This window comes from Pleomorphomonas sp. JP5 (assembly GCF_023721815.1).
GTDB lineage: Bacteria > Pseudomonadota > Alphaproteobacteria > Rhizobiales > Pleomorphomonadaceae > Pleomorphomonas.
Genome location: NZ_JAMDLI010000007.1, coordinates 181,450 through 208,246, shown reverse-complemented (window position 1 = coordinate 208,246; position 26,797 = coordinate 181,450). Strand labels below are relative to the sequence as shown.

The window sequence follows — 26,797 nt, the reverse complement described above, 5'->3', positions numbered from 1 at the left end:
CCGACCATCACCCGCCATTGAGGCGCTTTCGTGGGGAGAGCCCATCGCGGAAGGTAGCAGCGCGGGCCGGCCCGCCGACCCGCCTTTCCCGGCGCAAAGCCGACCAGCGCCTTGCCGAGAGTGCGACCTAGCGCAGCCCGGGAATGGCAAAGCCGCCGTCGATCAGGAAGCTCTGCCCGGTGACGAAAGCGGCCTGATCGGAGACGAGCCACAGCGCGGCGGCGGCGATGTCGTCGGGCTGGCCCAGCCGCTTCAGGGCGGCGTGGCCCGCCAGCGCCTGCCGGAAATCGTCGGGCACGCCGGAGCCATTGAACATCTCGGTTTCGATGACGCCCGGCGCGATGGCGTTGACGCGGATGCCATTGCCGCCGACCTCCAGCGCCAGCGCGCGCGTCAGGGCGTCGACTCCGGCCTTGCTGGCGGCGTAGGCGGTGGTTCCGGCGCTGGCGGCACGGGCCACGAAGGACGAGGTGTTGAGGATGGCGCCCTGCGTGCCGGCGGCCAGCATCGCCCGCACCTCGGCGCGCGCCATCAGCCAGACGCCGCGCAGGTTGGTGGCCAGGATGGCGTCGAAATCGGATGCCGCCATGTCCGCAAGGGGGGCCATGGTGCCTAGCACGCCGGCATTGTTGAAGGCGATATCGAGCCCGCCGAGACTGGTGACGACCTTGCCGACGGCCGCATCGACTGCGGCCTCGTCGGCGACGTCGGCGACGATGGGGAGGGCCTCGCCGCCCGCCCGGCGAATCCTTTCGGCCACGGCCTCGAGCTTGTCGGCGGTCCGGCCGATCAGCGCCAGCCTTGCGCCCTCGCGGGCGAAGGCCTCGGCGGTCACCGCACCGATGCCGCTGCCGGCGCCGGTGATCAGCGCTACCTTGCCGGCCAGCATGCCCTGGTCATTGGGGGTGTGATCTCTGGTCATGGTCTCATCCTTTCTGTTGTCAGCAGATAGATGATTGGGATCTCGTGATATACAATGAACGGAAATCGCAGCTTTATGATGAGCAGAGAACATCAATGCGTGGCGTTGAATATGCGGAGCTGGCGACCTTTCTCGCCGTGGCGCGCCTTCACAGTTTTCGGCGGGCGGCCGAGGAACTTCTGGTATCGCCGTCGGCGGTCAGTCACACCATCAGGGCGCTGGAGGAGCGGCTGGGCAGCCGCCTTTTCCATCGCACCACGCGCAGCCTGTCATTGACCGAGGAGGGAGCCCGACTGGCCGAGCGCATCGCGCCCGCCTTCGCCACCATCGCCTTTTCCGTGGCGGAGATGGCGCGGCAGGCCGGCACGCTGTCGGGGACCGTGCGGCTGACGGTACCGCGCGTTGCTTCGCAGATGGTTCTGGCGCCGCGCCTGCCGTCCTTCCTGCGGCGCTATCCGGACATCTGCGTCGAGGTGGATATCAACGACCAGCTGATCGACAGCGTGGCGGAGGGTTTCGACGCCGGAATCCGCCTCGGTGAGGCGCTGCGCAGCGACATGGAGAGCGTGGCGATCTCGCCGCCCTTGCGCGGGCTGTTCATTGCCTCACCCGAGTATCTCGAGCGCCATGGCCGGCCGACGGAGCCTGAGGATCTCCAAGGGCACCGCTGGCTCAACTTCCGCCTCGGTGCGGGGCGGGTGCTGCCCTGGGAACTGCGACGCGGCGAGGCCGGAGTGGACAGGAGCGTGGACATGAGCAAGGCCGGACCGCTCGCCACCAATGATGCCGACCTCTTGATCGCCGCCGCGCTCGACGGCTGCGGCATCGCCTGCGTGACGGAGGGCACCGTCGAGCCGTATCTGCGGTCGGGGCGACTGGTGACGCTGCTGGAGGCGTGGACGCAGCCCTATCCGGGCTGGCACATCTACTATCCCAAGGGGCGGCTGCTGTCGCCGGCGCTGCGCCTTCTCTGCCAGCATCTCGGCGAAGGCGCACCGCAGGGCTGATCGCGGCTCAGGGGCTGCGGGCCTGCCGGGTCGCCGCGTCGGCCAGCGCGTTATACTGGGCGTCGACGAGGCGGAGGATCTCGCGCTCGGCGAGGTCGGCCAGCGTTCCCTCGGGGCTGCGATTGCGCAGCCGCGCCACGTCGAAATCATGGCTGGCGCCGCCGAACTCGGACCGATAGGCCACGGCGGCGATCGCCCAATCGTCGCCGTCATGCTCCATGGTGACCACGCAGTCGATGCCGCCGAGCAGGACGCCGGCCCGTCCGAACAGCTCGACATGGGCGTCGACGTCCACCGACGCGCCGTCGAGATCGGGGCCGTCGAGGCGATTGGGGTAGGTGGCGAGGCGTCCCGCCCAGATGGCTTCGGTGTCGAGCATCGGTCTTTGTCTCCTGTCGCCGATCTTGCGATGGGCTGACCGCCATAATGGGCAAAAGACCGTTTCGCCGCTGGCGCACCATCGGCGAGGGGATGCGGTTGCGACTTTCGACCTAGATACAATTGACCAGGATCAATGCGTCCCGCCGGGCTGTCCATAAACCTGACAATGAGACGCAGTTGAGGGACGGATGCCCGCGCAGCAGGACTGTCGCCGCGCCGTTTGCGTTTCCGACGGGGGGCTCTTGCAAAGGACGGATTGGCAAATGAGCACAGCAGAGACGAGAGACTACAGCGGGCTCGCCAAGCTTTTTCACTGGCTGATGGCGGCGATCATCGTGGTCGCCTGGCTGGTAGGCTACTATGGCGGCGCCATGCTGCACTACGGGGTGAGCGATCAGGAGACGGCTGAGAAGATCTGGGCGATCACGCTGCACAAGTCGATCGCCACGACGACGCTGTTCCTGATCGTCGGCCGTCTGATCTGGCGCGCCTATCGCCGCCCGCCGGCGCTGGTCGACATGCCCCCGATCATGAAGCACCTCACCCACCTCGGCCACGCCGCGCTCTATCTGCTGATGATCGCCGTGCCGCTGTCGGGCTGGGCCAACAGTTCGTCGGCTGGCTACTCCATCCCGGTGGCCGGGCTGTTCACCATTCCCGGGCTCGGGCCGAAGAACCCGGAACTGACGCCCTATCTGGTGTCGGCGCACTGGTTCCTGTCCTGGGCGCTGGCGATCACGGTGCTCGGGCATTTCCTGTTCGCGCTCAAGCACCACTTCCTCGACAAAGACTCGACGCTGCGGTCGATGATGCCGAGCCGGAGCGCCTGACGAGAAAAGGCACTTGCGAGGCAAGGGGCCGAAGAGACATGGGGGGGCGTGGCAGCTGGCCGCGCCCCTTTCAACATAGGCCTACTTGATGCCGGCCCGCAGGAAGCCCTGGATGAACTGGCGCTGGAAGATCAGGAAGGCGATCAGCAGCGGGGCGATGACCATCACGGTGGCGGCGCTGACGATGGCGATATCGACGCCGCTCTCGGGGGCGCCGAACAGCGACAGCCCGACGGTGAGCGGGCGCCGGTCCGGCGAGTTGGTGACGATCAGCGGCCACAGGAAGTTGTTCCAGTGGGTCGCCACCGAGACCAGGGCATAGGCGAGATAGACCGGCCGCGCCGCCGGCACGTAGACCCGCCACAACACGCCCAGCCAGCCGCAGCCCTCGATGCGCGCCGCTTCCTCCAGCTCGATCGGCACCGACTTGAAGGCCTGCCGCAGCAGGAAGATGCCGAAGGCGCTGGCGATGTAGGGCAGGCCCATGCCGGCGATGCTGTCGAACAGCGACAGGCGGGCGATCATCGCGTAGTTCTCGACGATCAGCACCTCCGGCAGGATGAACAGCTGCATCAGGATGACGACGAACAGCACGTCGCGGCCGGGGAAGGCGAAGCGGGCGAAGGCGTAGCCGGCCAGCGTGCACAGGACGAACTGGCCGACCAGCGTGAAGCTGACCAGCATCAGCGTGTTGGCGAAATAGGTGAGCCAGGGGGCGGCGTTCCAGGCGTTGCGGTAGTTGTCGAGCGTGAAGCCGACGTCGCCGAATCCGAGCGCGGCGCCGGAGGGGCGCAGCGAGGCCCAGATGGCGAACATGAGCGGCGCCACCCAGAGGAGCGCCAGCAGCCAGGCGCCGATGGTGTCGAAGGTCTGGCCGGCGCTCGGCCAGCGGCGGCTTGGGGAGAGAGACAGGGTCATCGATAGTGGATCCGCCGGTCGAGGACGCGGAACTGGAACACGGCGATCAGCCCGAGCACCAGTAGCACCATGACGGTCATCGCAGCGGCGCGCGGGGCGTCGAAATAGGCGAAGGCCATCTCCCACACCCAGTAGAGCACCAGCTTGGAGGCGTTGTTCGGCCCGCCCTTGGTGAGGATGAACAGGTGGTCGATCAGCTTCACCGAGTTGATCAGCGCGTTGATGAAGATGAAGGCGGTGGTCGGCATCAACAGCGGCAGCAGAATCCGGCGCGTGTAGGTGATCCGTCCGGCGCCCTCCACGGCGGCCGCTTCCCGGAGGTCGGGCGGAATGGTTTGCAGCGCGGCGAGATAGAAGATCATGAAGAAGCCGGCCTCCTTCCACACCGTCACGACGATCACCGCCCACAGCGCCGTCTGCGGCTGGCCGAGCCAGTTGACCGGCGGCAGGCCGAACAGGCCGGTGATGGCGTCGATCACCCCGAGGCCGGGCGTGTAGAAGAACAGCCAGATGTTGGCCGCCGCGATCATAGGCAGCATGGTCGGCGTGAAGAAGGCGCCGCGCACGAAGCCGCGCAGGGGGATCTTGGCGTTGGCCCACAGCGCCATGGCCAAGGCGATGGTGATGGAGGCGGGAATGGTGACGCCGGCATAGAGAAGGTTGTTGCCGACCACCGTCGCAAAGCTCGGATCGGCGATGAGATTGGCGTAGTTGTCCCAGCCGCTGAACGCCGACGGGTGGCGGATGGTGCCGCGCGAATGCAGGCTGGCCCACAAGGTGGCGATGGTCGGCGAGAAGGCGAACAGCGTGAGCAGGATGAGGGCGGGCGACACCAGCATCCAGCCGTAGAGGGCCTGCCGGCGCCGGTGGTAGGAGGCGAGCTGTTCCATGATGCGCCTTCGCGAGGGACAAAAAGCTCCGGCGGGGGCGGATTGCGCACCCCCGCCGGCTTTGGACGATCAGTTCTTGTAGGGCTTCAGCAGCCGGTCGGCGGTCGCCTGGGCATCCTTCAGCGCTTCTTCCGGCGTCTTGGTGCCGGTGAGCGCCGCCTGCACCGCGTTGTTGAGCGCCTCGCGCACCTGGGCGGTCTGCCAGGTGGAGAACTCGGCGACGGCCACCTTCAGCTGGTCGCGGGCGACCAGCGCCTGCGGGAAGCTCTCGCCGTAGGTCTTCAGCGCCGGCGTCTCGTAGGCGGCCGGGCTGGTGCCGACATAGCCGGTGGCGACGGACCACTCGGCGGCGCGCTCGGGCGCCGTCATGTACTTGATGAGGTCGAGCGCCGCGGCGCGCTCCTCGTCGCTGGCGTTCTTGAACAGGTAGAAGTTGCCGCCGCCGGTGGGCGAGCCGGGCTGCTTGTGGGCCGGAAGCTCGGCGACGCCGAAGTCGAACTTGGCCTCGTTCTTCACGGCCGTCAGGTTGCCGGTGGTGTGCCACATCATGGCGGTCTGGCCCTGCACGAAGGCCTGGCGCAGCGTACCCCACTCGACCAGCCCGTCGGGCGAAACCTTGTGGTCAGTGGTCAGCGAGCGCCAGAAGCTCAGGCCGTCGATCACGGCCGGATCGTCGAAGTAGACTTCCGTGCCGTCCTTGCTCATCAGCTCCTTGCCGTTCTCAATGGCGAAGCACTGGAGCATCCAGTAGGGGTAGCCGGTCGACGGCACCATGATGCCGTAGCGGCCGTCCTTGGCCAGGGCCTTGGCGTCGGTCACCAGCTCGTCCCAGGTCTTCGGCGGCTTTTCGGGGTCGAGGCCGGCGGCGCGGAACATGTCCTTGTTGTAGTACATGACGATGGTCGAACGCTGGAACGGGATGCCCCAGGTCTTGCCCTCGATCTGGCCGTTGGCCATCAGCGCCGGGTAGAAGCCCTGCAGCCAGGCCTTGTCGGCGTCGGTCTTCACCACGTCGTCGAAGGGGACGATCAGGTCCTGCTCGATCAGGTCGTAGGCGTCGATGGAGAACAGCACCGACAGCTGCGCCGGCTGGCCGCTCTTGATGGCCGACAGGGCGCGGACGCGCGTGTCGTCGTAGTTGCCGGCGTAGACGGCCTCGACCTTGACGTCGGGGTGCTCGGTCTCAAAGCCGGCGATCATGCCGTCGATGACCTTGGTTAGCGGTCCGCCGACCGAGACGGGGTAATACATGGTCAGCGAAACGTCCTTGGCGGCGGCGGGGAAAGCCACGCCGGTGGCCAGCATCGCGGCGAGCAGGGCGCGCCTGTTGAGCGAAATCATGGAAGTATCTCCGTCTGGAAATGGGGAGGATGACCTGTCGCGTCCCTCGGTCGTGGAGGGGCGCTCCCGCCATGCGAAGCCCCCGCCTCGGCATGGCGATACTCGCGGGCCGGCGGCGCGAGGCGCTTGCCGGTGGCTCGTTCGAACAGAGTGGCGGCGCCGGGCGCCCAGTCGATGCCGACCGGCTCGCCGGCACGGATCGTCAGGCGGCCAGGCAGGCGGGCGATGGCCTCGCCCGTTCCGGTCGTGAGATAGACGAGGGTTTCGGCGCCCAGGAACTCGGCGTCGCGCACCGTCGCCCGGTGGCGGTGGGGCGCCGGCTCGGCCAGCGAGATGGCCTCAGGGCGGATGCCGATGTCGAGGCCGGAGAGGGCGCGTGGGGCGCCCTGCGGCAGCAGGCGTTCCGGCACGCTGGCCGCCGGCATCAGCACCATCGGCGGGCTGCCGAGAAAGGTGGCGGCGAAGGCGGTGTCGGGGTGAAGGTAGAGCGCGTCCGGCGTGTCCGCCTGCTCGACGCGGCCGCCGTTCATCAGCACGATGCGGTCGGCCATGCCCATGGCCTCGGTCTGGTCGTGCGTCACGTAGACCACGGTCATGCCGAGCTCGCGCTGAAGGGCGCGGATGTCCTGGCGCACGGCGTGGCGCAGCTTGGCGTCGAGGTTGGAGAGCGGCTCGTCCATCAGGCAGATCGGGTGGCCGGCGACGATGGCGCGGGCCAGCGCGACGCGCTGGCGCTGGCCGCCGGACAGGGCGGCGGGCTTGCGCCCCTCGAGACCGGCCAGGCCGGTGAGCGACACCGCCTTGGCGAGCGCGTCCTGGCGCTCGCGGCGCGGCACGCGGCGGACCGACAGGCCGAAGGTGATGTTGTCGGCCACCGTCAGATGCGGAAACAGCGCGTAGGACTGGAACACCATGGACAGGCCGCGCGCGGCGGGTGGTTCCGCCGTTATATCCCGGCCGGCGATGACGACGCGGCCGGTGTCCGGCGTCTCCAGGCCGGCGATCATGCGCAAGGTGGTGGACTTGCCGCAGCCGGACGGCCCCAGCAGCACGACGAACTCGCCTTCGTCTATGGCGAGGTCGACGCACTCGACGCCACGGTTGCCGCCCCAGCTTTTCGACACGCCGTCGAGGCGGATGAAGGGGGGCTTGCTCATTGCGATACTCCTTCGGCCACGATCAGCTCGGCGCCGGCCTCGCCGATCAGGCGGGCGATCGGCTCCGGCGGCGGCCGGTCGAAGACCACGGTGTCCATTTCGCCGAGCTCGCCGCCCCGGCAGGGTGCGGCGCGGCCGATCTTGGAGAGGTCGGCGACCAGGATCGAGCGGCGGCAACCCTCGCGCATGGCGCGGCGGGCCGAAACTTCCTCGGGGCTGAAGTCGAGCAGGGCGCCGTCGTGGTCGATGCCGCCGACGCCGAAGATGGCGAAGTCGGCCCGGTAGGCGCGGAACAGGCGGTCGCCGTCGGGGCCGAGCAGGTCGCGGTCCGGATGGCGCAGCGTGCCGCCCGGCAGGATGATGCGGCTCGATCCGGTGATCGCCAGCGCGTCGGCGACGTTGAGATTGTTGGTGACGACCGTCAGCTCCTCATGGCCGGCCAGCGCCACGGCCACCTGCTCGGGCGTGGTGCCGATGCCGATCAGCAGCGAGGCGCGGTCGGGAATGAGGGCCGCGACGGCGCGGCCGATGGCGCGCTTGGCGTGGACATTGATGATCTGGCGCGCCTGATAGGCGAGGTTGCCGCTGGCGTTGACCGTCTCGACCCCGCCATGGCGGCGGCGCAGCAGGTTCTCGCCACAGAGCGCATTGACGTCGCGGCGGATGGTCTGCGTCGTCACGCCATAGCTGGCCGCGAGCGTTTCGATGCTCACGAAGCCCCTCTGGCGGACTTCCACCAAGATGCCGTTCTGCCGCTCGCTCAGGTTCATGTGCGTCCCGTCATGCTCAAATGAACATGAGAAACGCTATCCGGCCTCCGTGACGGTGCATTGAAGGCACAATGACATTCATATGAAACTTGGGGGGCGATCCCCGCCCGGCGCCGCGCTGGGTGCGGTCGGCCATCTGCCGAACCCCTTGGGGATCCGGCAGTTCCGGACGTGCCTACTTCTTCTCGGCCTTCAGCACGGCCATGCGCATGCGATGGAAGTAGAGGGCGCGGTCGGCCGCCTGCCGGTCGATTTCGGCGTAGTTGGCGATCCAGGCGTCGATATCCACCGCCGCCGGCGTCAGGTGGCTGGCGCGCAGCTGCGACAGCTTCACGTAGGCCTTGTCACCGATGCCGAGGCTGCGGCAGACGACGGCGATGCCATAGCCGTTGTCGTGGTTGAGCACGTTGGCGATGTGCGATTCCTCGAGGCCGCTCACCTGGACGAGCAACTCGGCCACCGCATCCAGCCGATCGTCCCTGGCGAAGTCGTCGATGGCCTCGTCGAGCGTGCTGAGGCGCTGGCCGATCCGGCGCACGAGGGCGGTGATTTCCTTTTCGAGCTCCTGCTTCTGCCGGCGGGCGATGTCGGCCGCCTCGGTCACCAGAAGCGCCGCGAAATCGGGCGACAGGGCCACGAGGTTTTCGAGCTTGCCGCGCGCCTCGGCGTCGAAGGCGGCGACGGCCCGGGCCAGCCGCTCGGCGGGCATGTCGGCCCGCTTGCACAGCGCCCGCAACACCGTGGGGTGATCGAGGCCGCGCGTTGTCAGCCGCTTCAGGCCGAAGTCGGAAAAGCGGGCCGTCTCGTTCCTGGTCACGCCTTCGAGCACCTCGGCGTTGCCACGGTCGGCCAGCACCTCGGTCACCGTCTCGCTAAGGTTCTTGCGGCGGGTGATCGCCAGAAGATGGCCCTGCGACAGCGCGCCGGCGATCTCGCAGAGGTCGGTGTCGGTGAGGACGTCCGATTGTTCCAGCATGACGCCGGACACGACAAGCTCTTCATCCTGGGCAAGGCGCAGCGCCACGGCATGCGGCGTGCAGCTGAGCGGCGCCATCCGCTCGGAAAACTGGGCCCGCACATCGACGGACACCTGATCGACGAGGCGACAGAGAATGTCGCCGAACAGCCGGGTCTCGGCGTCGGTGTGGTTCTCCGCGCCGTCGGTGAACAACTCGGAGATCAGGACAAGGAGATCCCGGCGTTTTTCGCGGGACTTTCCCTGGCTGAGAGCAATCAATCTTTCGAACATCACTGTCTGTCGGCCCTTGGGGGAGCATCCGTCGGCCACCGGACCCGGTGTGGTCGGAGGCGACTGCTCCGGCATTCGAACGGCGCGTCTCCACCCCGGAAGATCGAGGTTTCCGCTCCGCCGAATGCCAACTACGCAAATACCAATAGGGGGAAGGTTGGATGTACAGGATTAACGTGCGGTTGAATGCCACAGATGCCGCAATTCAGCGTTACGAAAGTCTTTCGGGGATGATTCAAAATGTCGGGAATCGCCGCAGGCCGCAGCGGCGCTTCATGCCGGGCTCGGCGCCTCTTTCGGACCGGGGTCCTCTGCCGCACGCAGAGGAGGGCGGCATGATGGAGCGCCCTACATCCGCGACCACTTGCCGATGACGAGCCCGATGACGCGCACCAGTTCGGCCGGGCGGCGCTTGGGCGGCACGGCGGGGTTTTCGGAGATGATGTCGACGGTGCGCGGGTTGTCGTCGTGGTTGAGGCGCAGGCGCTTCACCGAGGGGCCGTCGCCCTCGTCGATGACGTAGATCTCGGCGTCCTTGATGTCGCTCACCGTGGTGTCGACGGCGACCACGTCGGACGGGTTGAGAATGGGCTGCATCGACGTGCCGATGACCGGAATGAAGATGACGCGGGCCGGGTTGGCGCCCAGATGGGCGCGCGGCACCACCCATTCGCCGGTGACGAGGTGGCCCGACTGGATGCCGCCGGAGCGCAGCGTCAGCACCTGGCCCATCGCGCCGTCGCCGGCGCCGGCCCGCGCGTCGACCTCGGCCGAGCCGCCGGGCAGGCGGGCCTGCCAGCCTTCGGCCCAGCCATTGTCGCTCGCCTCGTCGAAGGGAACGCGCTCGGGCGCATCCGCCTCGCGAAAGCCGCGGTCCTCGCTGTCGCGGGTGACGGTGTAGGGCTCGCTCATGATCTCGTTGAGGCGTACGCCGAGCACATCGGCCAGCGCGCGCATCTTCTCGACGCCGGGCTCGCGCCCGCGCTTCAGGATATCGCGCACGTAGGTTTCGCCGAGCTCGGCCCTCAGCGACAGCGACTTCATGTTGAAGCCCTTCTGGCGCATCAGAAGATCGAGGCGTGATTTCCATGTCTGTTCCATAGTGGGATTATGCCCATTGTTCAGCGCCCCGTCAACGGGTATTTGCCCATTGACACGATGGGATTTTGACCATTACAATTTGTGCATGAACCCGATAACCGATCTTCTCCTTCGCATTGAGTCACACTGCGCGAAACGAGGCATCACGGAGAGCACCTTTGGCCGCTACGTCGTCAACGACGGCAAGTTCGTAGGGCGCCTCAGGGCCGGCCGGTCGATGACGCTCAAGACCCTGGAGCGCGTCGAGGCGGCGCTCTCGCACCAACCCCGCCGGCCCGGCTGAACGGGCGGCTTCAACACACAGGAATTCGACGGCCGACAGGCACGTCGTGGGGCGGGGGAGGCTGACCTTTCCGGCGATGCCTCCCCCATATTCCCGCGGCTCGCGCCGCACTGGCCGGCAAGGACAACCGCAATGGCAACGCTCGCCCAGGCCGACACCGCGTCGGCGCTCATTCCCAAGGGGGACTATCAGGCGATGGTGGTGGACAGCGCCGTGCTGCCCACCGCCTCGGGCAGCGGCGAGCTCCTGAAGCTCGTCTTCGAGATCGGCGCGGGCGCGTTCCGCCGTCGCCGGATCGTCGAGCGGTTCAACATCGTCAATCCCCACGCCACGGCGCAGCGCATCGCCCAGGAAATGCTGGCGCGCCTCTGCGCGGCCGCCGGCCTCGCCGGCATCGCCGACAGCGAGGAACTGCACGGCATCCCCGTCATCATCCGCGTCGATATCCGGCCGGGCGGCGAGGGCTACGGCGACCAGAACGTCATCAAGGACTATCGCCCGCTGGTGGTGGCAAAGCCGCCGCCGAAAAGCTCGGTCAGCGCCCGCCGGCCGTGGGATCCCGCGGCCTAACCCCTTCCATTCAACATCCCCGATCCACCCCACATCGCACGGAGGCGTGACGATGACCGCCGAACCCATGCCCGACGACAAGACCATGCTCGCACTGAAAGCCACGGCCGGCGTGCTGGAAGCCATCCGGCCCTATTGCCTGCTCGAACTCACCACCCGCTACACCGTGTCGCACGACGGCCATCGCCTCGGCGCCTTCACGGTGGACGACGCGCTGGATTTGGCCGATGCCGCGCTGGCGAAGGGAGCCAAGCCATGAACCACCCCTTGCGCGGCACCTTCGTGGGCAACTCCATCGTGCGCCTCGCCGACGAGGGCGTGCCGATCGGCGCGCTGAGCCGCACCTTCAAGATCCCTTACGACAGCGCCCACGGCATCGTGCGGCAGGCGCTGGAGGATGGCGTGATCGTGGACATGCCGCAGGCCGACTGGCCGGCCGGCTCGCGGTTGCGCAAGCCGACGACGGCGCCGATCCGCCTCGACGCGCGGCCGGATTTCCTCGCCACCTGCAAGGCGGCCTTCGGCCTCACCCCCGCCGAAAGCCGGCTGCTGCAATGCCTTCTGCGGGCGCGCGCCTGCACCCGGCCGCACCTTCACGCCGTGGTGGCGCCGGAGGCCGAGCCGAAGATCGTCGACGTGTTCGTCTGCAAGATCCGGGGCAAACTGAGGAAATACCAGGTCCGGATCGACACCATCTGGGGCCAGGGCTACGCCATGGACGAGGAGAGCAAGCGCCTGGTGCTGGCGCTGATCGGCGAGCGATCGTGACGGTTGCCCATCACAGGACGTCCCTTGGCTGCACGAGGAAACGAACGATGCCGTGGTCGGGGTCCGTTGCCGCGATCCTCACGCCGAGCCGGACGCCCGCGTGGTGGATGTCGATGCGCCCGCGGGAGCCGATCATCAACGTCAGATCCTCTTCGGTGCTGGTCGTGCCTTCGACGATCAGGCTGCCGTCGCTGCGGAACCAGGCGTTGGCCCGGAAGGCGAGCGGTATGGGAGAGCGCCCATCGAGCTTGAGGCGAGCCGTAGGCTTGTGCGCGGAGGGTGCAATCAGCGGTCGTTCTCCCTTCGGCAAAGCGCTGGACGCGGTGGCGGGAACGACGGTCGGAATGCCGGCAAAGCGCCGGATTCCTTGCGACCGGTTAATAATGACTTACTCACTCCACAAATGGAGGCGCAATTTTGGGCTGTCACGCGGCCGAGCCTGCCTCAGGCGCGCGGCATGAGGGGGCCCGCGTCGCGCCATTTCTCCACCTGCGGCATCTGCGGCCGGCGGGCCGACGGCATTGGTTACGCGCCCGAGGGGCGGATGCCGGCGGTGTGGGTGTGCAACGACTGCGGTCCCGGCCGGGCCCGGCGGGCGGCGCGCATGCGCGACTTCGACCTTTATGAGCGAAAGGCTTTCGCGCTGGCCGCGCAGCGGGCCGGGCAGTTTCTCGACACCATCGGCAAGACCGACCTCGCCTGCCTCTCGCCCGAGGAATACGAGGCCTTCCTCAAGACGTTCCAGACGCATTTCGTCGAGGAAATCCGCCGGCTGGTGGAGCCTGCCTGACCATGGCCCCGCTGACAACGCCCTTTGCAATCGCCGCGCTGCCGCCCGCCCCCAACAGGGCGCTGGCGCTGGAACTGGCGCGGGCGGGGCTGTCGATCTTTCCGGTGCGCGGGGCGGGGCCGGACGCCAAGAAGCCGTGCCCGACCATCCGCTGGGGTGACGACGCCACCGCCGACGCCCAGGCCATCGAGCGCTGGTGGCGGCGCTGGCCCGACGCCATGCCGGCCATCCATCTGGGGCGGTCCAATCTCCTCGTCGTCGATCTCGACCGTCACGAGGGCGGCGCCGATGGGCTTGCCGCCTGGAGCGAGGTGAGCCGGGGCGTCGATGCGCCGGCCGTCGACACGCCCAGTGGCGGCCGCCACATCTATTTCCGCCAGCCGGAGGGCCGCGCCCATGGCAACCGCGAGGGGGTGCTGAAGGGGCGCGGCATCAACATTCGCGGCCAGGGCGGCTATGTGGTGGCGCCCGGCGCGCTCCGGGCCGACGGCGAGGGCGCCTATCAGCCTGTTGCTGCCGGAGCCATCGTCGCCGCGCCGCTGGTGCCGGACTGGCTCTATGCGCTGATTGATCCGCCTGCGAGCGCCAAGCCGAAAGCCCCCAAGCCGGATACCCGCCCGCTCGCCGACGCCCGGCTCGGTCGCTATGCCGAGGCGGCCATCGCCGCCGAGATCGCCGCCCTCAAGAACGCCGGCAAGGGCGGCCGCAACAACCAGCTCAACCGCAGCGCCTTCGCGCTGGGGCAAATGGTGGGCGCCGGCTGGCTCTCCGAGGCGACGGCGACTTCGCTGCTGATGGCGGCGGCGGCCGATTGCGGCCTTGCCGCCGACGACGGCTTGCCGGCCTGCCTTGCCACCATCCGCAGCGGCCTGAAGGACGGCCGCGCCCTGCCGCGCGAGGCGCCGCGCGACACGCGTCCCGAGCCGCCGCGTACTGGAAAAGGTCCGCGCCGCCTCGTCAAGGAGCGCTCCGGCGCGGTGGTCGACCAGGAGACCGGCGAGGTGGTGCATGAGGCGAAACGCGCCCGCGCCGCCGTGGAGTTTCCCGAAGCGCTGACCCACGTGCCCGGCCTCGTCGGCGACATCGTCGACTGGATATGCGCCACGGCGCGTCGGCCCAACCGGGTGTTGGCGCTGGGGGCGGCGCTGACGCTGGTGGGCACCGCCATGGGCCGCTTCTGGTCCGGGCCGACGCTCAGTTCCACCGTGCTCTACATGCTGGCGCTGGCGCCCTCCGGCGTCGGCAAGGACCACGCGCTGCAACAGATCAAGCGGCTCTTGTCCGCCGCCAAGATGACCCGCACCATCGGGCCGGACGAGTTCATCTCCATGCCGGCCGTCATCCATTTCATCGAGCGCGAGCCCTTGTCGCTCTGCCCGATGGACGAGTTCGGCGCTTTCCTCAAACGCATCAACGCCAAGCGCGCCTCCGGTTTCGAGCGCGGCATTTCCAAGATCATGCGTTCGGTGTGGGGCACCAACTTCGGCCTGATGACCACGCCGGAATGGGCGGCGACGCCGGCCCGCACCATCCGCGCGCCGGCGCTCTCCATCTATGGCGCCTCGACGCCGGAGGATTTCTTCGAGGCGCTGGATGGCGGCGACGTCTCCAACGGCTTCCTCAACCGCTTCACGCTCTTGACCGTGGCAAGCCGCACCGAGGACCGCGAGCCGGCCGAGCCGCCGCTGGTGGTGCCCGAGAAGCTGTCGGAAAGCCTGCGCCGCCTGTTCGGCGGCGGCAACCCGCTGGTGGTCGCCTCGAAGCTGCACGAGACCGATGTGGAGATCGAGCCCTTCGTCATCCCCTGGGGGCCGGGCGCCGAGGCGGTCTACACGAGCTTCCAGCGCGAGATCCTCGCCTGGCAGGATCGGGATGCCGACGCCGAGAACTTCATCGGCCGCGCCGCCGAAATGGCCGTCCGCATGGCCACCATCCGCGCCGGCGGCCGCGACCCGGTGATGCCCCGCATCAGCGAAGACGACATGCAATGGGGCCGCGCCGTCGCCCTCTGGTCGGCCCGCACCCTCTACCGCATGGGCCGCCTCTACATCTCCGAAACAGAGTTCCAGGCCGAGGCGAACAGGGTGCTGCGCATCATCGACAAGGAAGGTGGCGAGATCAGTCAGGAGACCTTGAGGGCGCGCATGAAGAACCGGCTGAGGGCACGGGAGCTGAGGGAAGTGATCGAGACGCTGGAGGATACGGGCGCGATCACAAGGGAGAGCGTGGCGACGGAGGGCGGAGGGCCAAGGAAGACGCTGTATTTCTTGAGGGGGTAGAGTTACTAGCGGTTTGCGAGGTTCATTAGCGGCTGGTGATATACTCCAACTAGAGATTGCATTGAGTCCACACCATGGAAAAAGGCCGCACTGTCGACGCCTTGTTTTGCCGTGAGTCCCGTGACCTCTCGCACCGTTTTTAGCGCTCCTTGTCGAACTTGCGCAGTCCACCTTGGAAAGCCAATCTGGCCCAGCCTATATTCGACGGTGCGTTCAGTTCCGAAGAAACCTAGGAATTTCCCTCTTTTTTCTATCCTGACGATGTTAATATAGTTGTTGTTCGGGTTTACAATATCAAACCCGTATCTCTTCAGGATGGCCTGTAGCTGTTTATAAGTTACGGTATATTCTCTTTTGTCTATTTTTCGCGTACTGCTTTTTATGAACCACGAGATGAAGTTTATTTCAGGATCTGTGTCCCCGGATTTTTTTAGGTCGCAGTATCTGCTATATCTATCAAGTTTATTGTCTGATATTTCGACAGTAAAATCCTCGAATGTTTTGCCTGGAACAGAAAGACACCAGCCAAATTTTTGCAATTGAAATACCGCACATAGAAACGCCGTGCGCTTATTTGCATCATGGAACGGATGGTTTTTAATCAGGCCGTACAGTAAGGTGGCACACACCTCGAACGGTGTTGTCCATTTCTTTTTTCCATCAAATTCAAATACTTGCCTGAAGACGGCGGAATGGAGTAACCCTAGATCCTTAGGTCCGACACCGCCTAAGCCATTTCCTTCTAGATAGAAGTGATTCGCTATTTGGAAATGTGCGGTTATTACCTCCCTTGTCGAAATTGTGTTTGGTCCCGACGGCTCAGGAAAATTCTCTACTGCAGCAATCGCTCTTTCGAATTCTACTTGTATCTTTGGCTCGAATTCGAACATTTTGCGGACTCAAGGTCTATATTTTTGCTTGAAGATTGCTGCTGGATTCAAAATTTAGACTACTAGGATGCTTTGCCGGGTAGCAGAGTTTGGCTCTGCAATCTATAGGTAAGAAGTCTCGGAACAGGCCCCGTCTGCTTAGGAGCAGTGACTTTGGGCAGCCGCCGCGAAGGGGTTCAACGGGAGGCGGCTCACCCTTGAACCCACCATCGGCAATGGCCTCAAGGCCGTGTCGCAGGTGATGGTGGACAAGGTGCTGGCCTATCCGCGCGCCAAATGCGGCCCGGTGATCGGCCGGCTTTCGCCTCAGGACATGCTGGTGCTCAACAACATGCTGCTGGTGATGATCGGCCTTGCCGACTGAGCTCAAAGATCCCGATAGGCAGTCCGGTCTGCGTCGCTATCCCACTCGTTGAATGTCCCGAACGGAGCTTTGGCGCCCGTGTCCGGACCTTTGCGCAAGGTCACCCCGTTGCCCTCGATGCTGTAGGAAATCTCGTCGCCTTCGCGAAGACGCAGGGCCTGTCTGACTGGCAGCGGTATCGTCGTCCGTCCCTTGGCAGTCAGCTTGCCTGTGATCATCGAAAACCTCCGAAATGGCTTTCTATTAACCACGCTTGATGGCCGACCTTTGCGAGCCGTTTGGGTGTTCGGCCTTGCCGACTGACGCGGCATTAGGTAGCAAAAGCCACCAGAGTTGGTTCAAACCGTTGGTAATGATGGCGTTTCATCGAACGAAAGATGACGGTGGGAACGACTGCAACGGGTGGAAACCTGCCATTCGCGTGGTCGCCGGCTAACGGCAGCTACGCGGGACGAAATTGCCATTCATCCTGCCAATGACGGTATCAACGTGCGGCGCTTACCGCTTCCTCCTACCGCGGCCATCATTCCTCCTTTCCCTTTGAGGGTTCGGCCAACGCGGAACCCGGCGAGATCTCGGCACGCAACCAGTCGAAATAATCGCCAAGGGCGGCTTCGTCGCGCCGGCAGTAGGACCATTTTTGATGGCGTCTGATCGTCAGGAAGCCAGCCTGGCGAAGGAGATCGATATGCCGGCTGGCCGTCGGCTGACTGACACCAAGGGCATCGGCGATGAGCGTGACGCAGACGCCGAACTCCACCGGATCGGCCGACTCCTGAACCCTGAACCGGTCTCCAGGAGACTTGAGAAGCCGGAGAATGTCGAGGCGCTGCTCGCTGGCCATCGCGCGGATTTGAGTTGACCGATCATTCATACCCATACATATATCGCAATATCGCTAATTGTAAATGGGTGGAGCCCTGCTATGGAGCTGGATCGGACATTTCTTTTCGAAGGCCAGCGCGTCGCTTGGACCAGATTCGGCGAGGGCCCGCCGCTCGTCCTGATCCACGGCACGCCGTTCTCTTCGCAGGTGTGGCGGCGGATCGCGCCTCACCTCGCAAGACGATGGACCGTGTATCTCTTTGATCTGCTGGGCTACGGGCAGTCCGAAATGCGGGACGGTCAGGACGTCTCGCTCGGCGTGCAGAACAGACTTTTGACGACCCTCTTCGCTGAGTGGGGTCTGGAACGTCCCGACGTTCTTGCCCATGATTTCGGCGGCGCGACAGCTCTGCGGGCCTATGTCCTAGATGGCCTGCGCTACCGATCTCTAACCCTGATCGATGCGGTCGCTTTGGCACCATGGGGATCGCCCTTCGTCTCCCACGTCCGCACCCATGAAGCCGCCTTCGCCGGGCTTCCGGCCTATGCTCACGAGGCGCTTCTGCGGGCTTATCTTCAGACCGCGACCCATCATCCGCTAACGGATGAGGCCTTCAACATCTACGCTCGGCCATGGCGCGGCGAGTGCGGTCAGAAGGCGTTTTGTCGTCAGATCGCACAGATGGATCAGCGCTACACCCACGAGATCGAGACGGCTTACGAACGCCTCGACTGTCCCGTAACGGTTCTATGGGGCAGGGAAGACGGCTGGATTCCGATCGCCCAGGGCCATCGGCTCGTTGAACTTATCTCGGATCGACCTCTCGTCATCATTCCGAACGCCGGTCATCTCGTCCAAGAGGACGCGCCCGAAGCCATCATTGCCGTCATGCTGTCGTCTTAAGGACCTCACGGCCATATCTCCCTTTCGTCACCTTGGAGACCTCGTCATGCCCCGCCCCCTGCTTTTCGATCCCAAAGATTGCGCCGACGAGGAATGGTCCGACCCAAACAGGGGGAGCTACCTGTATCGCCAGATGCTCTCATCAAGCGTCACGGACAGCGATAGTTTCGCTGCGGGCATCATGACCTTCTCTGCCGGCGACCAATGGGCTGTTCACCGTCATCCCGAAGCTGAGATCTATTTCGGTCTGGAGGGCGAAGCCGACGTCGAAGTGGACGGTCGGCTCTATCGGCTTAAGCCGGAAACGCTGCTCTTCATCCCGGGCGGCTCGTTTCACGGGGTGCCACCGACGCCCGGCCGCTTACGCTTCTTCTATGCGTTCGCGACCGATCGGCTGGAAAACATCAGCTATACGTTTCGGGACGAAGCTTAGTGGCTCGAAGCGGACATTCACGCGGAAACGCATGAACGTCTCATCTGGGTCGAACCCCTCCGACCGGTACGGGTGAGGTGGCTCGGTTTGTTTGAACAGGTTCCAGCAACTTTATAAGTGGTTCTTGGCGCCTTTCATGCCGCAAGCTGCGAAGGCTGCGGCTGGTTGAAGTAAGCCTGATCTGCGTCTCGATCGCATGTCGACCTTGTCTCAGCTCGTCCTCGAATCCCATGCCATGCGCTCCCGTATGCCATTCGGATACATACCGGGAACTTGGGATTGGATCTGGTGGCTTTTGCTACCTAATGCCGGACTGACGCCCATCGCGCGGCCCTGCCGGTTTCCCGATGGGCTATAAATGGTTCATAAAGGGGGCTCGCGGTCCGTTTATGGATCACGGCAGAAGCGCGAGGTTCCCATGCCCTTCTCCTTGCAGGCCATTCTGATCGGCGGCACCTCGCATGTCGGCAAGTCGACGCTGGCGGATCGGCTGGCCGAACGGCTCGGATGGGCGCGGCTGTCGACCGATGGGCTGGGGCGGCATCCGGGGCGGCCGTGGCAGGATGCGCCGGCGCCGGTTCTGGAGTTCTACGAGCGGCTGTCGCCCGAGACGATCCACTGGTTCCTTGGGGTACACCACGAGAACATGTGGCGGCAGCTGCGGCCGATGATCGAGGCGGAGCGGGCGGCGGGGCGGCCGTTCGTGCTGGAGGGCGCGGCGCTTCGGCCGGCGTTCGTCGCCCCGCTTCTCACCACCCAGGTGTTCGGCGTGCTGCTGCACGCGCCCGACGCCTTCCTTGTCGAGCGTATGCGGACGGCCGCCGCCTATGAGACGCGTGGGGCCGCCGAGCGCGTCCCGATCGATGCCTTCATCGACCGTTCCCTGCGCGAGAACGCCGCCCTTCTCGCCGAGGCGCAGGAGGTCGGGCTCCGGGTGGTCGACGCGTCGGACGCGCAGGCGGTGGCCGATCTCGTCGACGAGCTCGCGAGCCGGGCGACGGTGCCGCCGATACCCGGCCCGCTGACCCCGCCGCGCTGAGAGCCTGGCTCGAAACTCTACTGGGGCGGGCATCCCTGGGCATCCGCTTGGCCCGAAAAGTCTGCAACTTTTCGGGCGGATGCCCTTGGCTTAGTCTTCTGCGCTTCCGGTGCTCACGGACGGGAAGTCCGCTCCGCTCCGGTTCTCGAAGCCGTCGCCATCTGCCTCGCCCCAGCGAGTTTTGAGCCAGGCTCTTGGGCGGCTATCTTTTCGCGATCCGCTGACTCCACATAGGCGCGGTTGGACTCCCATGGACTCCCAAGAGGGACCTGTGGCGATCCGTCTCTTGCCCGCGCGTCGCTCTCGCGCTATCTCTCCCCTCGGTCGGCAGTTCACCGAGGCGTCGCTGGTCCCGTTGAGGGACAGCTAAACCTGCCCATCTCGATCGTTGACGGACACTCTCCCGTGCCTCGTCGCAAGGCAGCGACCACGACAATCGTTTTTCGATTTCGGCACCCCTGAGGATGAGTCATGTCCAAGACCCTTTCCCGTGTGGCCGACGCACGCCTGTCCCCCCGTCTCGTTTCGCCCGCCAAGACGCCGGCCGTGCTCTTCACCAGGACGCGGCTCGGGGTGGTGCAGCACAGCGACGACGGCGATGGGCCGGCCTTCCTGGCGCTGCATGGCGGCATGGGCGGTTACGACCAGAGCCTGATCCTGGCCGAGGCGCTGCTCGGCAAGTCGCCCGGCTACCGGGTGATCGCCCTGTCGCGCCCCGGCTATCTCGGCACGTTGCCCAGCCCTGGCGACAGCAGCCCCGAGCAGCAGGCCGATCTCTTCGCCGCCCTGATGGATACGCTTGGCATCGAGCGGGCGATCGTGGCGGCGGTGTCGGCCGGCGGCCCCTCGGCCATTGCCTTCGCGGCTCGCTATCGCCGACGCTGCGCCGGGCTGATCCTCGTCTCCACGGCGAGCGGCCGCCTCGACGTGCCGGATCATGTGCTGAAGCGGCTCAGGTGGTTCGGCTGGCTGATCCGCGTGCCCGGCCTTCTGCCGCTGCTCACCCGGATGCGCGGGCGGCGGCCGGAGACGGCGGCGGCGCGGGCCGTCGGCGATCCGGCGCTGGCGGCGCAAACGCTCGCTCACCCGGAGGCCGGGCCGCTGCTCACGGCGCTCCTCGACAGCACCTTCGACCGGCTGGCCGCGCGGATGCCCGGCACGCTGGCCGACACCATGGGCTTCGCCAGCCTGCCGCCGCTGCCCTTTGCCGGGGTGACGGCGCCGACGCTGGCGATCCATGGCGACGCCGACAAGGTGGTGCCGTTCTCCCACGGCGAGAGATCGGCGCGCGAGATCGCCGGGGCCACGCTCCATGTGGTGCCGGGGGGAGGGCACACGTGCCTCTTCACCCATCTCGACGAGGTGCGGGAGAGCGTGCGGGCGTTCCTGGCGCGGCTGGGTCGTTGAACCGGGGCGAGCGGCGGTTCAGGAAGGGGCTCAAGGGGAAAAGGAGCTCCATTCTCCTACACCCCCGGATCGTCCAGCGTCGAGGTCAGCGACTTGAAGCGCCTGAGCACCTCGCCGGCATAGGGGTTCGCCGCGAGGATGGCCCGGCGCACTTCCGGCGCATCGTTCCTGACCATGTCGACGGCCGACATCATCAGCTCGAAGCTCCGCGTGGTGAGACGCGTCGGGTGGAGGTCCATCCGGGTGAGCAGGCTCGCCACCAGATGCGTCAGGCCTTGTACCTCGGCGGCGTCGCGATCGTGCTGTTCCGGTGTGGTCAGGATGACGTCGAGGCCGAGCCGCCGGCAGAAGGCGGCGACGCGGAAGCGCCGGCCGCGCAGCGGGCAGATGGCGATGCGCGCGCCCCGGAGCCCGGCGCGGGCGCTCATCGGCCCGAACAGCGGATGGGTGGCGACGATCTCCACATGGTCGGGCAGCGCATCGAGCAGGATGGCGGCGGGCTCGACCTTGACGCTTCCGACGTCGAGCACCAGCGCGCCGGGCTTGAGGTGCGGCGCCAGCCGCGCCGCCACGCCACGCATCTCGCCGACCGGCACGGCGAGGACCACCATCGGGCAGGTGGCGGCGATCTCGAACGGCACGATCGTGGCGCCCAGCGCCTCGGCGCGGGCCGGATCGGGCGCGATGTCGTGGGCGTAGATGGTGAAACAGGCGCGGAGATGCTCGGCCATCAGCTGCCCGAAGGCGCCAAAGCCAATGATGCCCAGGGGGCTATCGGATCGTCTCATGGGGGCGTCTGACATGACATCCTCGCGCTGGCGTGCCGCCAGGGTGGGTGTCCGTCACGTCAACCGCTGGTCAGGCCGCGGTTGAACAAGCAAATGATGCCCTCGCCGCTATGTCAGCAGCGCATAGTACAGGCCGGAAAGAGACTGGCCGGAAAGGGGCGGGGTCACCATCATGGCCGTGCGATAGCAACTGGCCCGCGCCAAGTCAACGTGGGGCTGGCGCGCTCACCTTTCCGCCACCATGGCTGGCCGGACGACGCTTTCGGCGAGGAACGTCTGGAAGTCGGCGTCCGAGCCGTAGAAGACGTTGCGGTCGGCGTCGCCCTTGACGCCGGCGACGCGGCCGGTGGAGGTGTATTGCCAGAAGTGCCAGTGGCGGTCGCCATAGGCCTCCCTCGGCTTGACGGCGGTGGAGCGCACCCACAGCGGATAGCGCTCGAAGGCGCCGACAAGCCGGTCCTGGTAGAAGTCGACCGAGGTGTAGATCATCGGACGCTTGCCGTAATGGGCCTCCAGCGCATCGAGGAAGGCCTGCATGTCCCGGTGGATCTCGGCGGCCGGCGGGCGCTTGGTGCAGGTGGGCGAGGTGGGTGTCCACTCGATGTCGAGCACCGGCGGCAGGGCGCTGTCGTCGCGCGGCACGTTCTGGATGAACCAGGCCGCCTGCTCTATGCCGGGGCGGCAGTGATACCAGAAATGGTAGGCGCCGCGCAGCACGCCGGCCCGCGCCGCGCCGGCAAAGTTCTCGTTGAAACGCTCGTCCAGCCGGTCGCCGCCCTCGGTGGCCTTGATGTAGGCGAAGCGGATGTCGTCGCGGGCCACCGCGTGCCAGTCCACCGCCTCCTGGAAATAGGAGACGTCGATGCCCTCGATGGTGCTCTTCGAGGGATGGCGGATCTCGAAGGTGTCGCCCCGGAAATGCGGCGTGGCGCGCACCGGGCCGTCGTCCATGTTCAGGGCCGAACAGCCGGCGATCAGCCCGGTGAGCGCCAGTGCGGCCGAGCGGACGAGAAACGAGCGGGAGAAGGCCATCGACAAACCCTTGAAAGACGAAACGCGACGGTGGAACCGTCGCGACGCCCAAGCATCCCAGCAGATGGATAAGGATTTGTTAACCACGACGAGGGCGTTGCCGCTCACCCCAACGTTCTGTAATCTGTAGTTCACAGCGAGGCTCTGAATGGCGCACTCAACAAGCAAATGGGACCCCGCCGAGTTCCTGACCAGCGACGAGGCGATTGCCGCTTATCTCGAAGCCGCCTTCGAGGATGGCGACCCGAAGATGATTGCCGTCGCCTTGGGCGATATCGCCAAGGCCAAGGGCATGTCGGCTATCGCGAGAGAGGCGGGCGTGACGCGGGAAGCGCTCTACAAGTCGCTGAGTGAGCGGGGCGATCCCAAGCTGTCGACGCTGATCGGCGTGATGAAAGCGCTCGGGCTGCGGTTCACGGTGACCAAGGCGGACGAGGCCGCCTGACCGGCCGCGCCGGGGCCGTTATCCTCCATACTTTCGGATCGCTGCGCGGAACAGCGCCCGGTCGGCGCGGGAGTAGTAGAGCCAGGCGTCGTTGCCTTGCCGGGGGACGACCGACGCGGCGAAGGCGATGTCGGTGGCCAGGCGGTTCGGCGAGGGCGGCGGGGCGATCAGCGGCTCGATGCAGCGGTCGATCACCTTGCGGTACTCGGCGTCGAAGGCGATCCAGCCGATGCGCCAGCGCGCATCCTGCGTCGCGCCGTTGTAGAACATCACCGGCTGGTTCTTGTCGGTGGTGAGCAGCGGGCCGGTGGAGAGGTGGAAGTTGTCCCACATGCCCTCGCGCGGCGCGAAAGGCTGGCGTTCGTGCTGCCAGGGACCGTCGACGTCGGGCCCTGTCGCCAGACCGATCAGCGAGGCGCCGTTCGTGGCATACTCATAGAACATCCGCCAGCGGCCGGCCTTGGTGCGGTCGACGGTGGCTTCCTTGACGTTGCCCTCGGACGGGGTCGAGGCCATCGCTACGCCCTTCTTCTTGAGGTGCTCTATGCCGGGACCGGCCGCATAGAGCATCTCGCCATGGCGGCGGTCGGCGGCGACGCCGGTGTAGTAGACGACATAGCCGCCGTCGGGCAGTTGAACGACAGTCGGGTCCTCGCAGCCGCCGGCATCCTCCGGCCTCGGTCCGGGTGCGATCACCGGCTTGTCGGTGGCGGTGAAAACCAGCCCGTCGTCGCTTTTGGCGTACCAGATGGTGCCGGTGTCGCCCTCCTCGCCCATGCGCGGCACGGCGCGCACCATCATCCGGTAGCCGCCCTGCCTGTCCTGCCAGACATAGGGGCTCATCAGGTCGCGCTGGGTGATGGCGTCGGGGCCGTGCAGCACCACGGGCTCTATCGTCTCGACGTTGAAATCGATCTGGACCATGTCAGGCTCCCAGCGCTTGTTCGAGCATCAATCCGCCGTCGATGGTCACGACGGCGCCGGTCATGTAGCTGGCCTTGTCCGAGCAGAGGTAGACGGCGAGGGCGGCCACCTCCTCGGCTTTTCCTGCGCGCCCCCAGGGAATGTGATCGCGCGCCGCCGCCAGCACGCGGGGGTCCGATTGCGCCTCCCTGTTCATCGGCGTCAGGATCATGCCGGGGGCGATGGCGTTGACGCCGATCCGCATCGGGCCGCACTCGACGGCCATCGTGCGGGTCAGGCTGTCGAGCCCCGCCTTGGCCGCGCAGTAATCGGCGCCGCCATAGCGAACCGCCGTCGAGTGGATCGAGCTGATGTTGACGATCCGCCCCGGCCGTCTCGCCTCGCGCAGGCCGCGCACGAAGGCGCGCGAGGTGAGGAAGGCGCCGGTCAGGTCGGTGCGGATCAGCCGGTTCCACTGGGACAGCTCCATGTCGGCGACGGGGACGCCGCTCATGTTGAGCCCGGCGCTGTTGATCAGGAGGTCGGGCAGGCCCAGCTCGGCGGTGACCGTCGCGAAGGCGCGCGTCACCAGGGCCTCGTCGCCGACGTCGGCCTTCACGATCATCGCCTTGCCGCCCTCGTCGACGATCGCGTCACGGACGGCGCTTGCTGCCTTGTCATCGGTGTGGAACAGGACCGCAACGGCCGCGCCCTCGGCTCCCAGTGCTTTCGCCGTGGCAGCCCCGATGCCGGACTCGCCACCGGTGACGAGCGCGACACGGCCATCGAGCAATCCCATCGAGACCTCCTGATCCGCCCCAGCAGCCTTGGGGAACGCGCCATGCACGGAAAAGTTCCCTCGGCGGTCGATCGATGGGTGAGGCCTTGAGTTCAAGGCAGGCGGCGGGCATGGTCCCGCGTGCAACTCATCGTTTACGTCGGAGGCGGGGCATCATGCGCACGGATCTTCATGAGGCGAACCGCCTGTCCTGGAACGCGGCGACGGCGGCGCACAACAGCCACAAGGGCGATCAGGCGGCGTTTTTCCGAAATGGCGGCTCGACGCTGTTTCCCGAGGAAGTCGACCTTCTCGGCGACGTCGGTGGGCTGAGCCTCGTTCACCTGCAATGCAATTCGGGGCAGGACAGCCTCAGCCTCGCCCGGCTGGGCGCGGAGGTGACGGGCGTCGACATTTCCGACGAGGCGATCGACTTTGCCAGCCGCCTGTCGGTGGAAAGCGGCGTCGCCGCGACCTTCGAGCGCGCCGACGTCTTCGCCTGGCTTGAGGCGGCGAGCCGCGCCGGCCGGTCGTTCGACCGGGCGTTCAGCTCCTATGGCGCCATCATCTGGCTGTCGGACCTCATGGCCTGGGCGCGCGGCGTCGCCGGCGTGCTCAAGCCGGGCGGCCGCTTCGTGCTGGTGGAGTTCCACCCGATGGTGATGGTGTTCAACGAGCACTGGCAGCCGCACTACGACTATTTCGGCGGCGCGGTGATTGAGGAGCCGGGCGTCGGCGACTACGTGGCGCAGTCGGGCGACGGCCTGATGCCGGACGGAACGCTGGCCGGCGTCGATGACTTCCGGAACCCGCATCGCTCCTACGAGTTCGCCTGGGGTCTGGCGGATGTGGTGTCGGCGCTGCTTTCCGCCGGGCTCAGGCTCGAGCGGCTCATCGAGTATCCCTACGCCAACGGCTGGCGCGGCTTCGAGCGGATGCGCGATCTCGGCGGCCGGCGCATGGCGCCGCCGGAGGACATGCCGAGCCTGCCGATGATGTATGGGCTCGTTGCGAGCAAACCGGCCTGACCACATAGGACAAAGCGCCCGAACCGGTCAGGTTTCGAGCGCTCGACGTCGTATCGAAGTGTCGGCGTGTTGCCGTCCTGTCCTCAGAGGCCGAACCCACGGCGGGCGCGGTTGTTGAGGTTCCGCTCGCGTGCCTCGAGGTCGAAGCGGTCGCCGGCTTCGTTGAGGTAGGCCATGTCGAGCTCGGCCTGGGTGGGAACGCGGAGGGCCTTGGCGGCGCGCTTGAGGGTGGCGAACATTTCGGTTTTCCTTTCCTAGAGCATTCGCCGACCAAATCGAAACATTTGGTCGTCCAGCGAATGCTCCAGGTTCATTTGCTGGAGCAGCCGCTCTTCGATCAGGTTGATTCAACCTGATCGGCGGGTGCTCTAGACCGGAGGTTTCCGGCCTCTTTTCTCTGATCTCTTTGACGCCCTCACTATAGGCCCGGAAGGGCTTGCGACCTAATCGCAAGTTCTGAAGGGCGCTTTCAGTTTTCCTGTCGGGAGCGTCTCGTTGACGCGCTCTATCCCCTTGTTTCACGCAGCTCGGGACGCAAAACCGGTTCCCACTTTTGCTCGAGTACTCTACCCCGCACTTTCGTCAGAATCTTCGATATCCGCCGGGGCGCCGGCTGCAACCCGGGGTCACTGCGATGGTGATGTTACTACCGGGTTTCGGTCAAATCTGCGGATGGTAATAGTCCTTTTGAAATCAGCGAAGAGG

The 26,797-nt window shown here is 66.2% G+C and carries 33 protein-coding genes; 15 read left to right on the top strand and 18 right to left on the bottom strand.

Going from position 1 to position 26,797, the window contains the following annotated elements:
- Positions 1-127: 127 nt before the first annotated feature.
- Entirely contained in the window at positions 128-922 is a 795-nt protein-coding gene (locus M4J40_RS07990; RefSeq protein WP_251753494.1) for an SDR family NAD(P)-dependent oxidoreductase, read from the bottom strand.
- A 95-nt stretch (positions 923-1,017) separates the two neighbouring features.
- On the opposite strand from M4J40_RS07990, the gene M4J40_RS07985 reads away from it, so the two are divergent.
- Positions 1,018-1,929 carry a LysR family transcriptional regulator gene (locus tag M4J40_RS07985; RefSeq protein ID WP_251753492.1) on the top strand — a complete coding sequence of 304 codons (912 nt, stop codon included), beginning with the start codon at positions 1,018-1,020 and terminating at the stop codon, positions 1,927-1,929.
- A gap of 7 nt (positions 1,930-1,936) precedes the next feature.
- Here the strand turns inward: M4J40_RS07985 and M4J40_RS07980 are convergent, their stop codons facing one another.
- The gene (locus tag M4J40_RS07980; protein ID WP_251753490.1) at positions 1,937-2,308 is read right to left on the bottom strand and encodes a hypothetical protein; all 372 of its coding nucleotides are present in this window, start codon (positions 2,306-2,308) and stop codon (positions 1,937-1,939) included.
- A 265-nt stretch (positions 2,309-2,573) separates the two neighbouring features.
- On the opposite strand from M4J40_RS07980, the gene M4J40_RS07975 reads away from it, so the two are divergent.
- Positions 2,574-3,140, top strand: coding sequence for a cytochrome b (locus tag M4J40_RS07975; RefSeq protein ID WP_251753488.1), 567 nt, complete (start codon positions 2,574-2,576; stop codon positions 3,138-3,140).
- An 81-nt stretch (positions 3,141-3,221) separates the two neighbouring features.
- Here M4J40_RS07975 and M4J40_RS07970 read toward each other — a convergent pair whose 3' ends face one another.
- From M4J40_RS07970 to M4J40_RS07940, 7 genes are all read right to left on the bottom strand, one after another.
- On the bottom strand, positions 3,222-4,058 hold the full coding sequence (locus M4J40_RS07970) for a carbohydrate ABC transporter permease (RefSeq protein ID WP_251753487.1): 837 nt from the start codon (positions 4,056-4,058) through the stop codon (positions 3,222-3,224).
- Complete coding sequence (locus M4J40_RS07965) at positions 4,055-4,948, bottom strand: carbohydrate ABC transporter permease (protein ID WP_251753485.1); 894 nt, start codon at positions 4,946-4,948, stop codon at positions 4,055-4,057. Before M4J40_RS07965 ends, M4J40_RS07970 begins: the two co-directional genes overlap by 4 nt.
- A 69-nt stretch (positions 4,949-5,017) precedes the next feature.
- Complete coding sequence (locus M4J40_RS07960) at positions 5,018-6,289, bottom strand: ABC transporter substrate-binding protein (protein WP_251753484.1); 1,272 nt, start codon at positions 6,287-6,289, stop codon at positions 5,018-5,020.
- Positions 6,286-7,446 (bottom strand): ABC transporter ATP-binding protein, encoded by a 1,161-nt coding sequence (locus tag M4J40_RS07955; protein WP_251753483.1) that lies wholly within the window; start codon positions 7,444-7,446, stop codon positions 6,286-6,288. Before M4J40_RS07955 ends, M4J40_RS07960 begins: the two co-directional genes overlap by 4 nt.
- Entirely contained in the window at positions 7,443-8,216 is a 774-nt protein-coding gene (locus tag M4J40_RS07950; protein ID WP_251753482.1) for a DeoR/GlpR family DNA-binding transcription regulator, read from the bottom strand. The genes M4J40_RS07955 and M4J40_RS07950 overlap by 4 nt, the downstream gene beginning before the upstream one ends.
- Positions 8,217-8,391: 175 nt before the next feature.
- Positions 8,392-9,465, bottom strand: a complete 1,074-nt coding sequence (locus tag M4J40_RS07945; protein WP_251753481.1) for a DUF2336 domain-containing protein — start codon at positions 9,463-9,465, stop codon at positions 8,392-8,394.
- Between the two features lie 348 nt (positions 9,466-9,813).
- The gene (locus tag M4J40_RS07940; RefSeq protein WP_251753480.1) at positions 9,814-10,530 is read right to left on the bottom strand and encodes a S24 family peptidase; all 717 of its coding nucleotides are present in this window, start codon (positions 10,528-10,530) and stop codon (positions 9,814-9,816) included.
- Positions 10,531-10,651: 121 nt separating this feature from the next.
- Between M4J40_RS07940 and M4J40_RS07935 the strand changes: the two genes are divergently transcribed.
- From M4J40_RS07935 to M4J40_RS07920, 4 genes are all read left to right on the top strand, one after another.
- Positions 10,652-10,849, top strand: a complete 198-nt coding sequence (locus M4J40_RS07935) for a hypothetical protein (protein ID WP_251753479.1) — start codon at positions 10,652-10,654, stop codon at positions 10,847-10,849.
- Positions 10,850-10,981: 132 nt separating this feature from the next.
- Positions 10,982-11,419, top strand: coding sequence for a DUF669 domain-containing protein (locus M4J40_RS07930; RefSeq protein WP_251753478.1), 438 nt, complete (start codon positions 10,982-10,984; stop codon positions 11,417-11,419).
- Between the two features lie 52 nt (positions 11,420-11,471).
- Positions 11,472-11,678, top strand: a complete 207-nt coding sequence (locus M4J40_RS07925) for a hypothetical protein (protein ID WP_251753477.1) — start codon at positions 11,472-11,474, stop codon at positions 11,676-11,678.
- Entirely contained in the window at positions 11,675-12,187 is a 513-nt protein-coding gene (locus tag M4J40_RS07920; RefSeq protein ID WP_251753476.1) for a helix-turn-helix domain-containing protein, read from the top strand. The genes M4J40_RS07925 and M4J40_RS07920 overlap by 4 nt, the downstream gene beginning before the upstream one ends.
- Positions 12,188-12,197: 10 nt before the next feature.
- Here the strand turns inward: M4J40_RS07920 and M4J40_RS07915 are convergent, their stop codons facing one another.
- Complete coding sequence (locus M4J40_RS07915; RefSeq protein ID WP_251753474.1) at positions 12,198-12,497, bottom strand: hypothetical protein; 300 nt, start codon at positions 12,495-12,497, stop codon at positions 12,198-12,200.
- A gap of 147 nt (positions 12,498-12,644) precedes the next feature.
- Between M4J40_RS07915 and M4J40_RS07910 the strand changes: the two genes are divergently transcribed.
- On the top strand, positions 12,645-12,977 hold the full coding sequence (locus M4J40_RS07910; protein WP_251753473.1) for a DUF6511 domain-containing protein: 333 nt from the start codon (positions 12,645-12,647) through the stop codon (positions 12,975-12,977).
- 2 nt (positions 12,978-12,979) lie between these two features.
- Complete coding sequence (locus tag M4J40_RS07905; RefSeq protein ID WP_251753471.1) at positions 12,980-15,256, top strand: bifunctional DNA primase/polymerase; 2,277 nt, start codon at positions 12,980-12,982, stop codon at positions 15,254-15,256.
- Between the two features lie 5 nt (positions 15,257-15,261).
- On the opposite strand, the gene M4J40_RS07900 is transcribed toward M4J40_RS07905, so the two are convergent.
- Positions 15,262-16,146, bottom strand: a complete 885-nt coding sequence (locus M4J40_RS07900) for a type II toxin-antitoxin system death-on-curing family toxin (protein ID WP_251753469.1) — start codon at positions 16,144-16,146, stop codon at positions 15,262-15,264.
- Between the two features lie 229 nt (positions 16,147-16,375).
- Between M4J40_RS07900 and M4J40_RS07895 the strand changes: the two genes are divergently transcribed.
- Positions 16,376-16,510 carry a type II toxin-antitoxin system PemK/MazF family toxin gene (locus tag M4J40_RS07895; protein ID WP_251753467.1) on the top strand — a complete coding sequence of 45 codons (135 nt, stop codon included), beginning with the start codon at positions 16,376-16,378 and terminating at the stop codon, positions 16,508-16,510.
- A 2-nt stretch (positions 16,511-16,512) separates the two neighbouring features.
- Here the strand turns inward: M4J40_RS07895 and M4J40_RS07890 are convergent, their stop codons facing one another.
- A complete protein-coding gene (locus tag M4J40_RS07890; protein WP_251753466.1) occupies positions 16,513-16,728 on the bottom strand; it encodes an AbrB/MazE/SpoVT family DNA-binding domain-containing protein in 216 nt (71 codons plus the stop codon).
- A 305-nt stretch (positions 16,729-17,033) separates the two neighbouring features.
- Positions 17,034-17,390 carry a helix-turn-helix transcriptional regulator gene (locus M4J40_RS07885; protein WP_251753464.1) on the bottom strand — a complete coding sequence of 119 codons (357 nt, stop codon included), beginning with the start codon at positions 17,388-17,390 and terminating at the stop codon, positions 17,034-17,036.
- Between the two features lie 45 nt (positions 17,391-17,435).
- Between M4J40_RS07885 and M4J40_RS07880 the strand changes: the two genes are divergently transcribed.
- From M4J40_RS07880 to M4J40_RS07865, 4 genes are all read left to right on the top strand, one after another.
- Positions 17,436-18,239 (top strand): alpha/beta fold hydrolase, encoded by an 804-nt coding sequence (locus tag M4J40_RS07880; RefSeq protein ID WP_251753462.1) that lies wholly within the window; start codon positions 17,436-17,438, stop codon positions 18,237-18,239.
- A gap of 46 nt (positions 18,240-18,285) precedes the next feature.
- Complete coding sequence (locus M4J40_RS07875; RefSeq protein WP_251753460.1) at positions 18,286-18,672, top strand: cupin domain-containing protein; 387 nt, start codon at positions 18,286-18,288, stop codon at positions 18,670-18,672.
- Positions 18,673-19,090: 418 nt separating this feature from the next.
- Entirely contained in the window at positions 19,091-19,711 is a 621-nt protein-coding gene (locus tag M4J40_RS07870) for an AAA family ATPase (RefSeq protein ID WP_251753459.1), read from the top strand.
- Positions 19,712-20,182: 471 nt separating this feature from the next.
- Positions 20,183-21,118, top strand: a complete 936-nt coding sequence (locus tag M4J40_RS07865; RefSeq protein ID WP_251753457.1) for an alpha/beta fold hydrolase — start codon at positions 20,183-20,185, stop codon at positions 21,116-21,118.
- 56 nt (positions 21,119-21,174) lie between these two features.
- Here M4J40_RS07865 and M4J40_RS07860 read toward each other — a convergent pair whose 3' ends face one another.
- Both M4J40_RS07860 and M4J40_RS07855 read right to left on the bottom strand, forming a co-directional pair.
- Positions 21,175-21,921 carry a prephenate dehydrogenase gene (locus M4J40_RS07860; protein ID WP_251753455.1) on the bottom strand — a complete coding sequence of 249 codons (747 nt, stop codon included), beginning with the start codon at positions 21,919-21,921 and terminating at the stop codon, positions 21,175-21,177.
- A gap of 210 nt (positions 21,922-22,131) precedes the next feature.
- Positions 22,132-22,938 (bottom strand): glycoside hydrolase family 25 protein, encoded by an 807-nt coding sequence (locus M4J40_RS07855; RefSeq protein WP_251753453.1) that lies wholly within the window; start codon positions 22,936-22,938, stop codon positions 22,132-22,134.
- A 148-nt stretch (positions 22,939-23,086) separates the two neighbouring features.
- Between M4J40_RS07855 and M4J40_RS07850 the strand changes: the two genes are divergently transcribed.
- A complete protein-coding gene (locus M4J40_RS07850; RefSeq protein ID WP_251753451.1) occupies positions 23,087-23,383 on the top strand; it encodes an addiction module antidote protein in 297 nt (98 codons plus the stop codon).
- 18 nt (positions 23,384-23,401) lie between these two features.
- Here M4J40_RS07850 and M4J40_RS07845 read toward each other — a convergent pair whose 3' ends face one another.
- The gene (locus M4J40_RS07845) at positions 23,402-24,307 is read right to left on the bottom strand and encodes a hypothetical protein (protein WP_251753450.1); all 906 of its coding nucleotides are present in this window, start codon (positions 24,305-24,307) and stop codon (positions 23,402-23,404) included.
- A gap of 1 nt (position 24,308) precedes the next feature.
- Positions 24,309-25,085, bottom strand: a complete 777-nt coding sequence (locus tag M4J40_RS07840; RefSeq protein ID WP_251753447.1) for an SDR family NAD(P)-dependent oxidoreductase — start codon at positions 25,083-25,085, stop codon at positions 24,309-24,311.
- Between the two features lie 155 nt (positions 25,086-25,240).
- Between M4J40_RS07840 and M4J40_RS07835 the strand changes: the two genes are divergently transcribed.
- A complete protein-coding gene (locus M4J40_RS07835; RefSeq protein WP_251753445.1) occupies positions 25,241-26,092 on the top strand; it encodes a class I SAM-dependent methyltransferase in 852 nt (283 codons plus the stop codon).
- A gap of 83 nt (positions 26,093-26,175) precedes the next feature.
- On the opposite strand, the gene M4J40_RS07830 is transcribed toward M4J40_RS07835, so the two are convergent.
- The gene (locus M4J40_RS07830) at positions 26,176-26,331 is read right to left on the bottom strand and encodes a DUF3563 domain-containing protein (protein ID WP_251753443.1); all 156 of its coding nucleotides are present in this window, start codon (positions 26,329-26,331) and stop codon (positions 26,176-26,178) included.
- Positions 26,332-26,797: the final 466 nt, after the last annotated feature.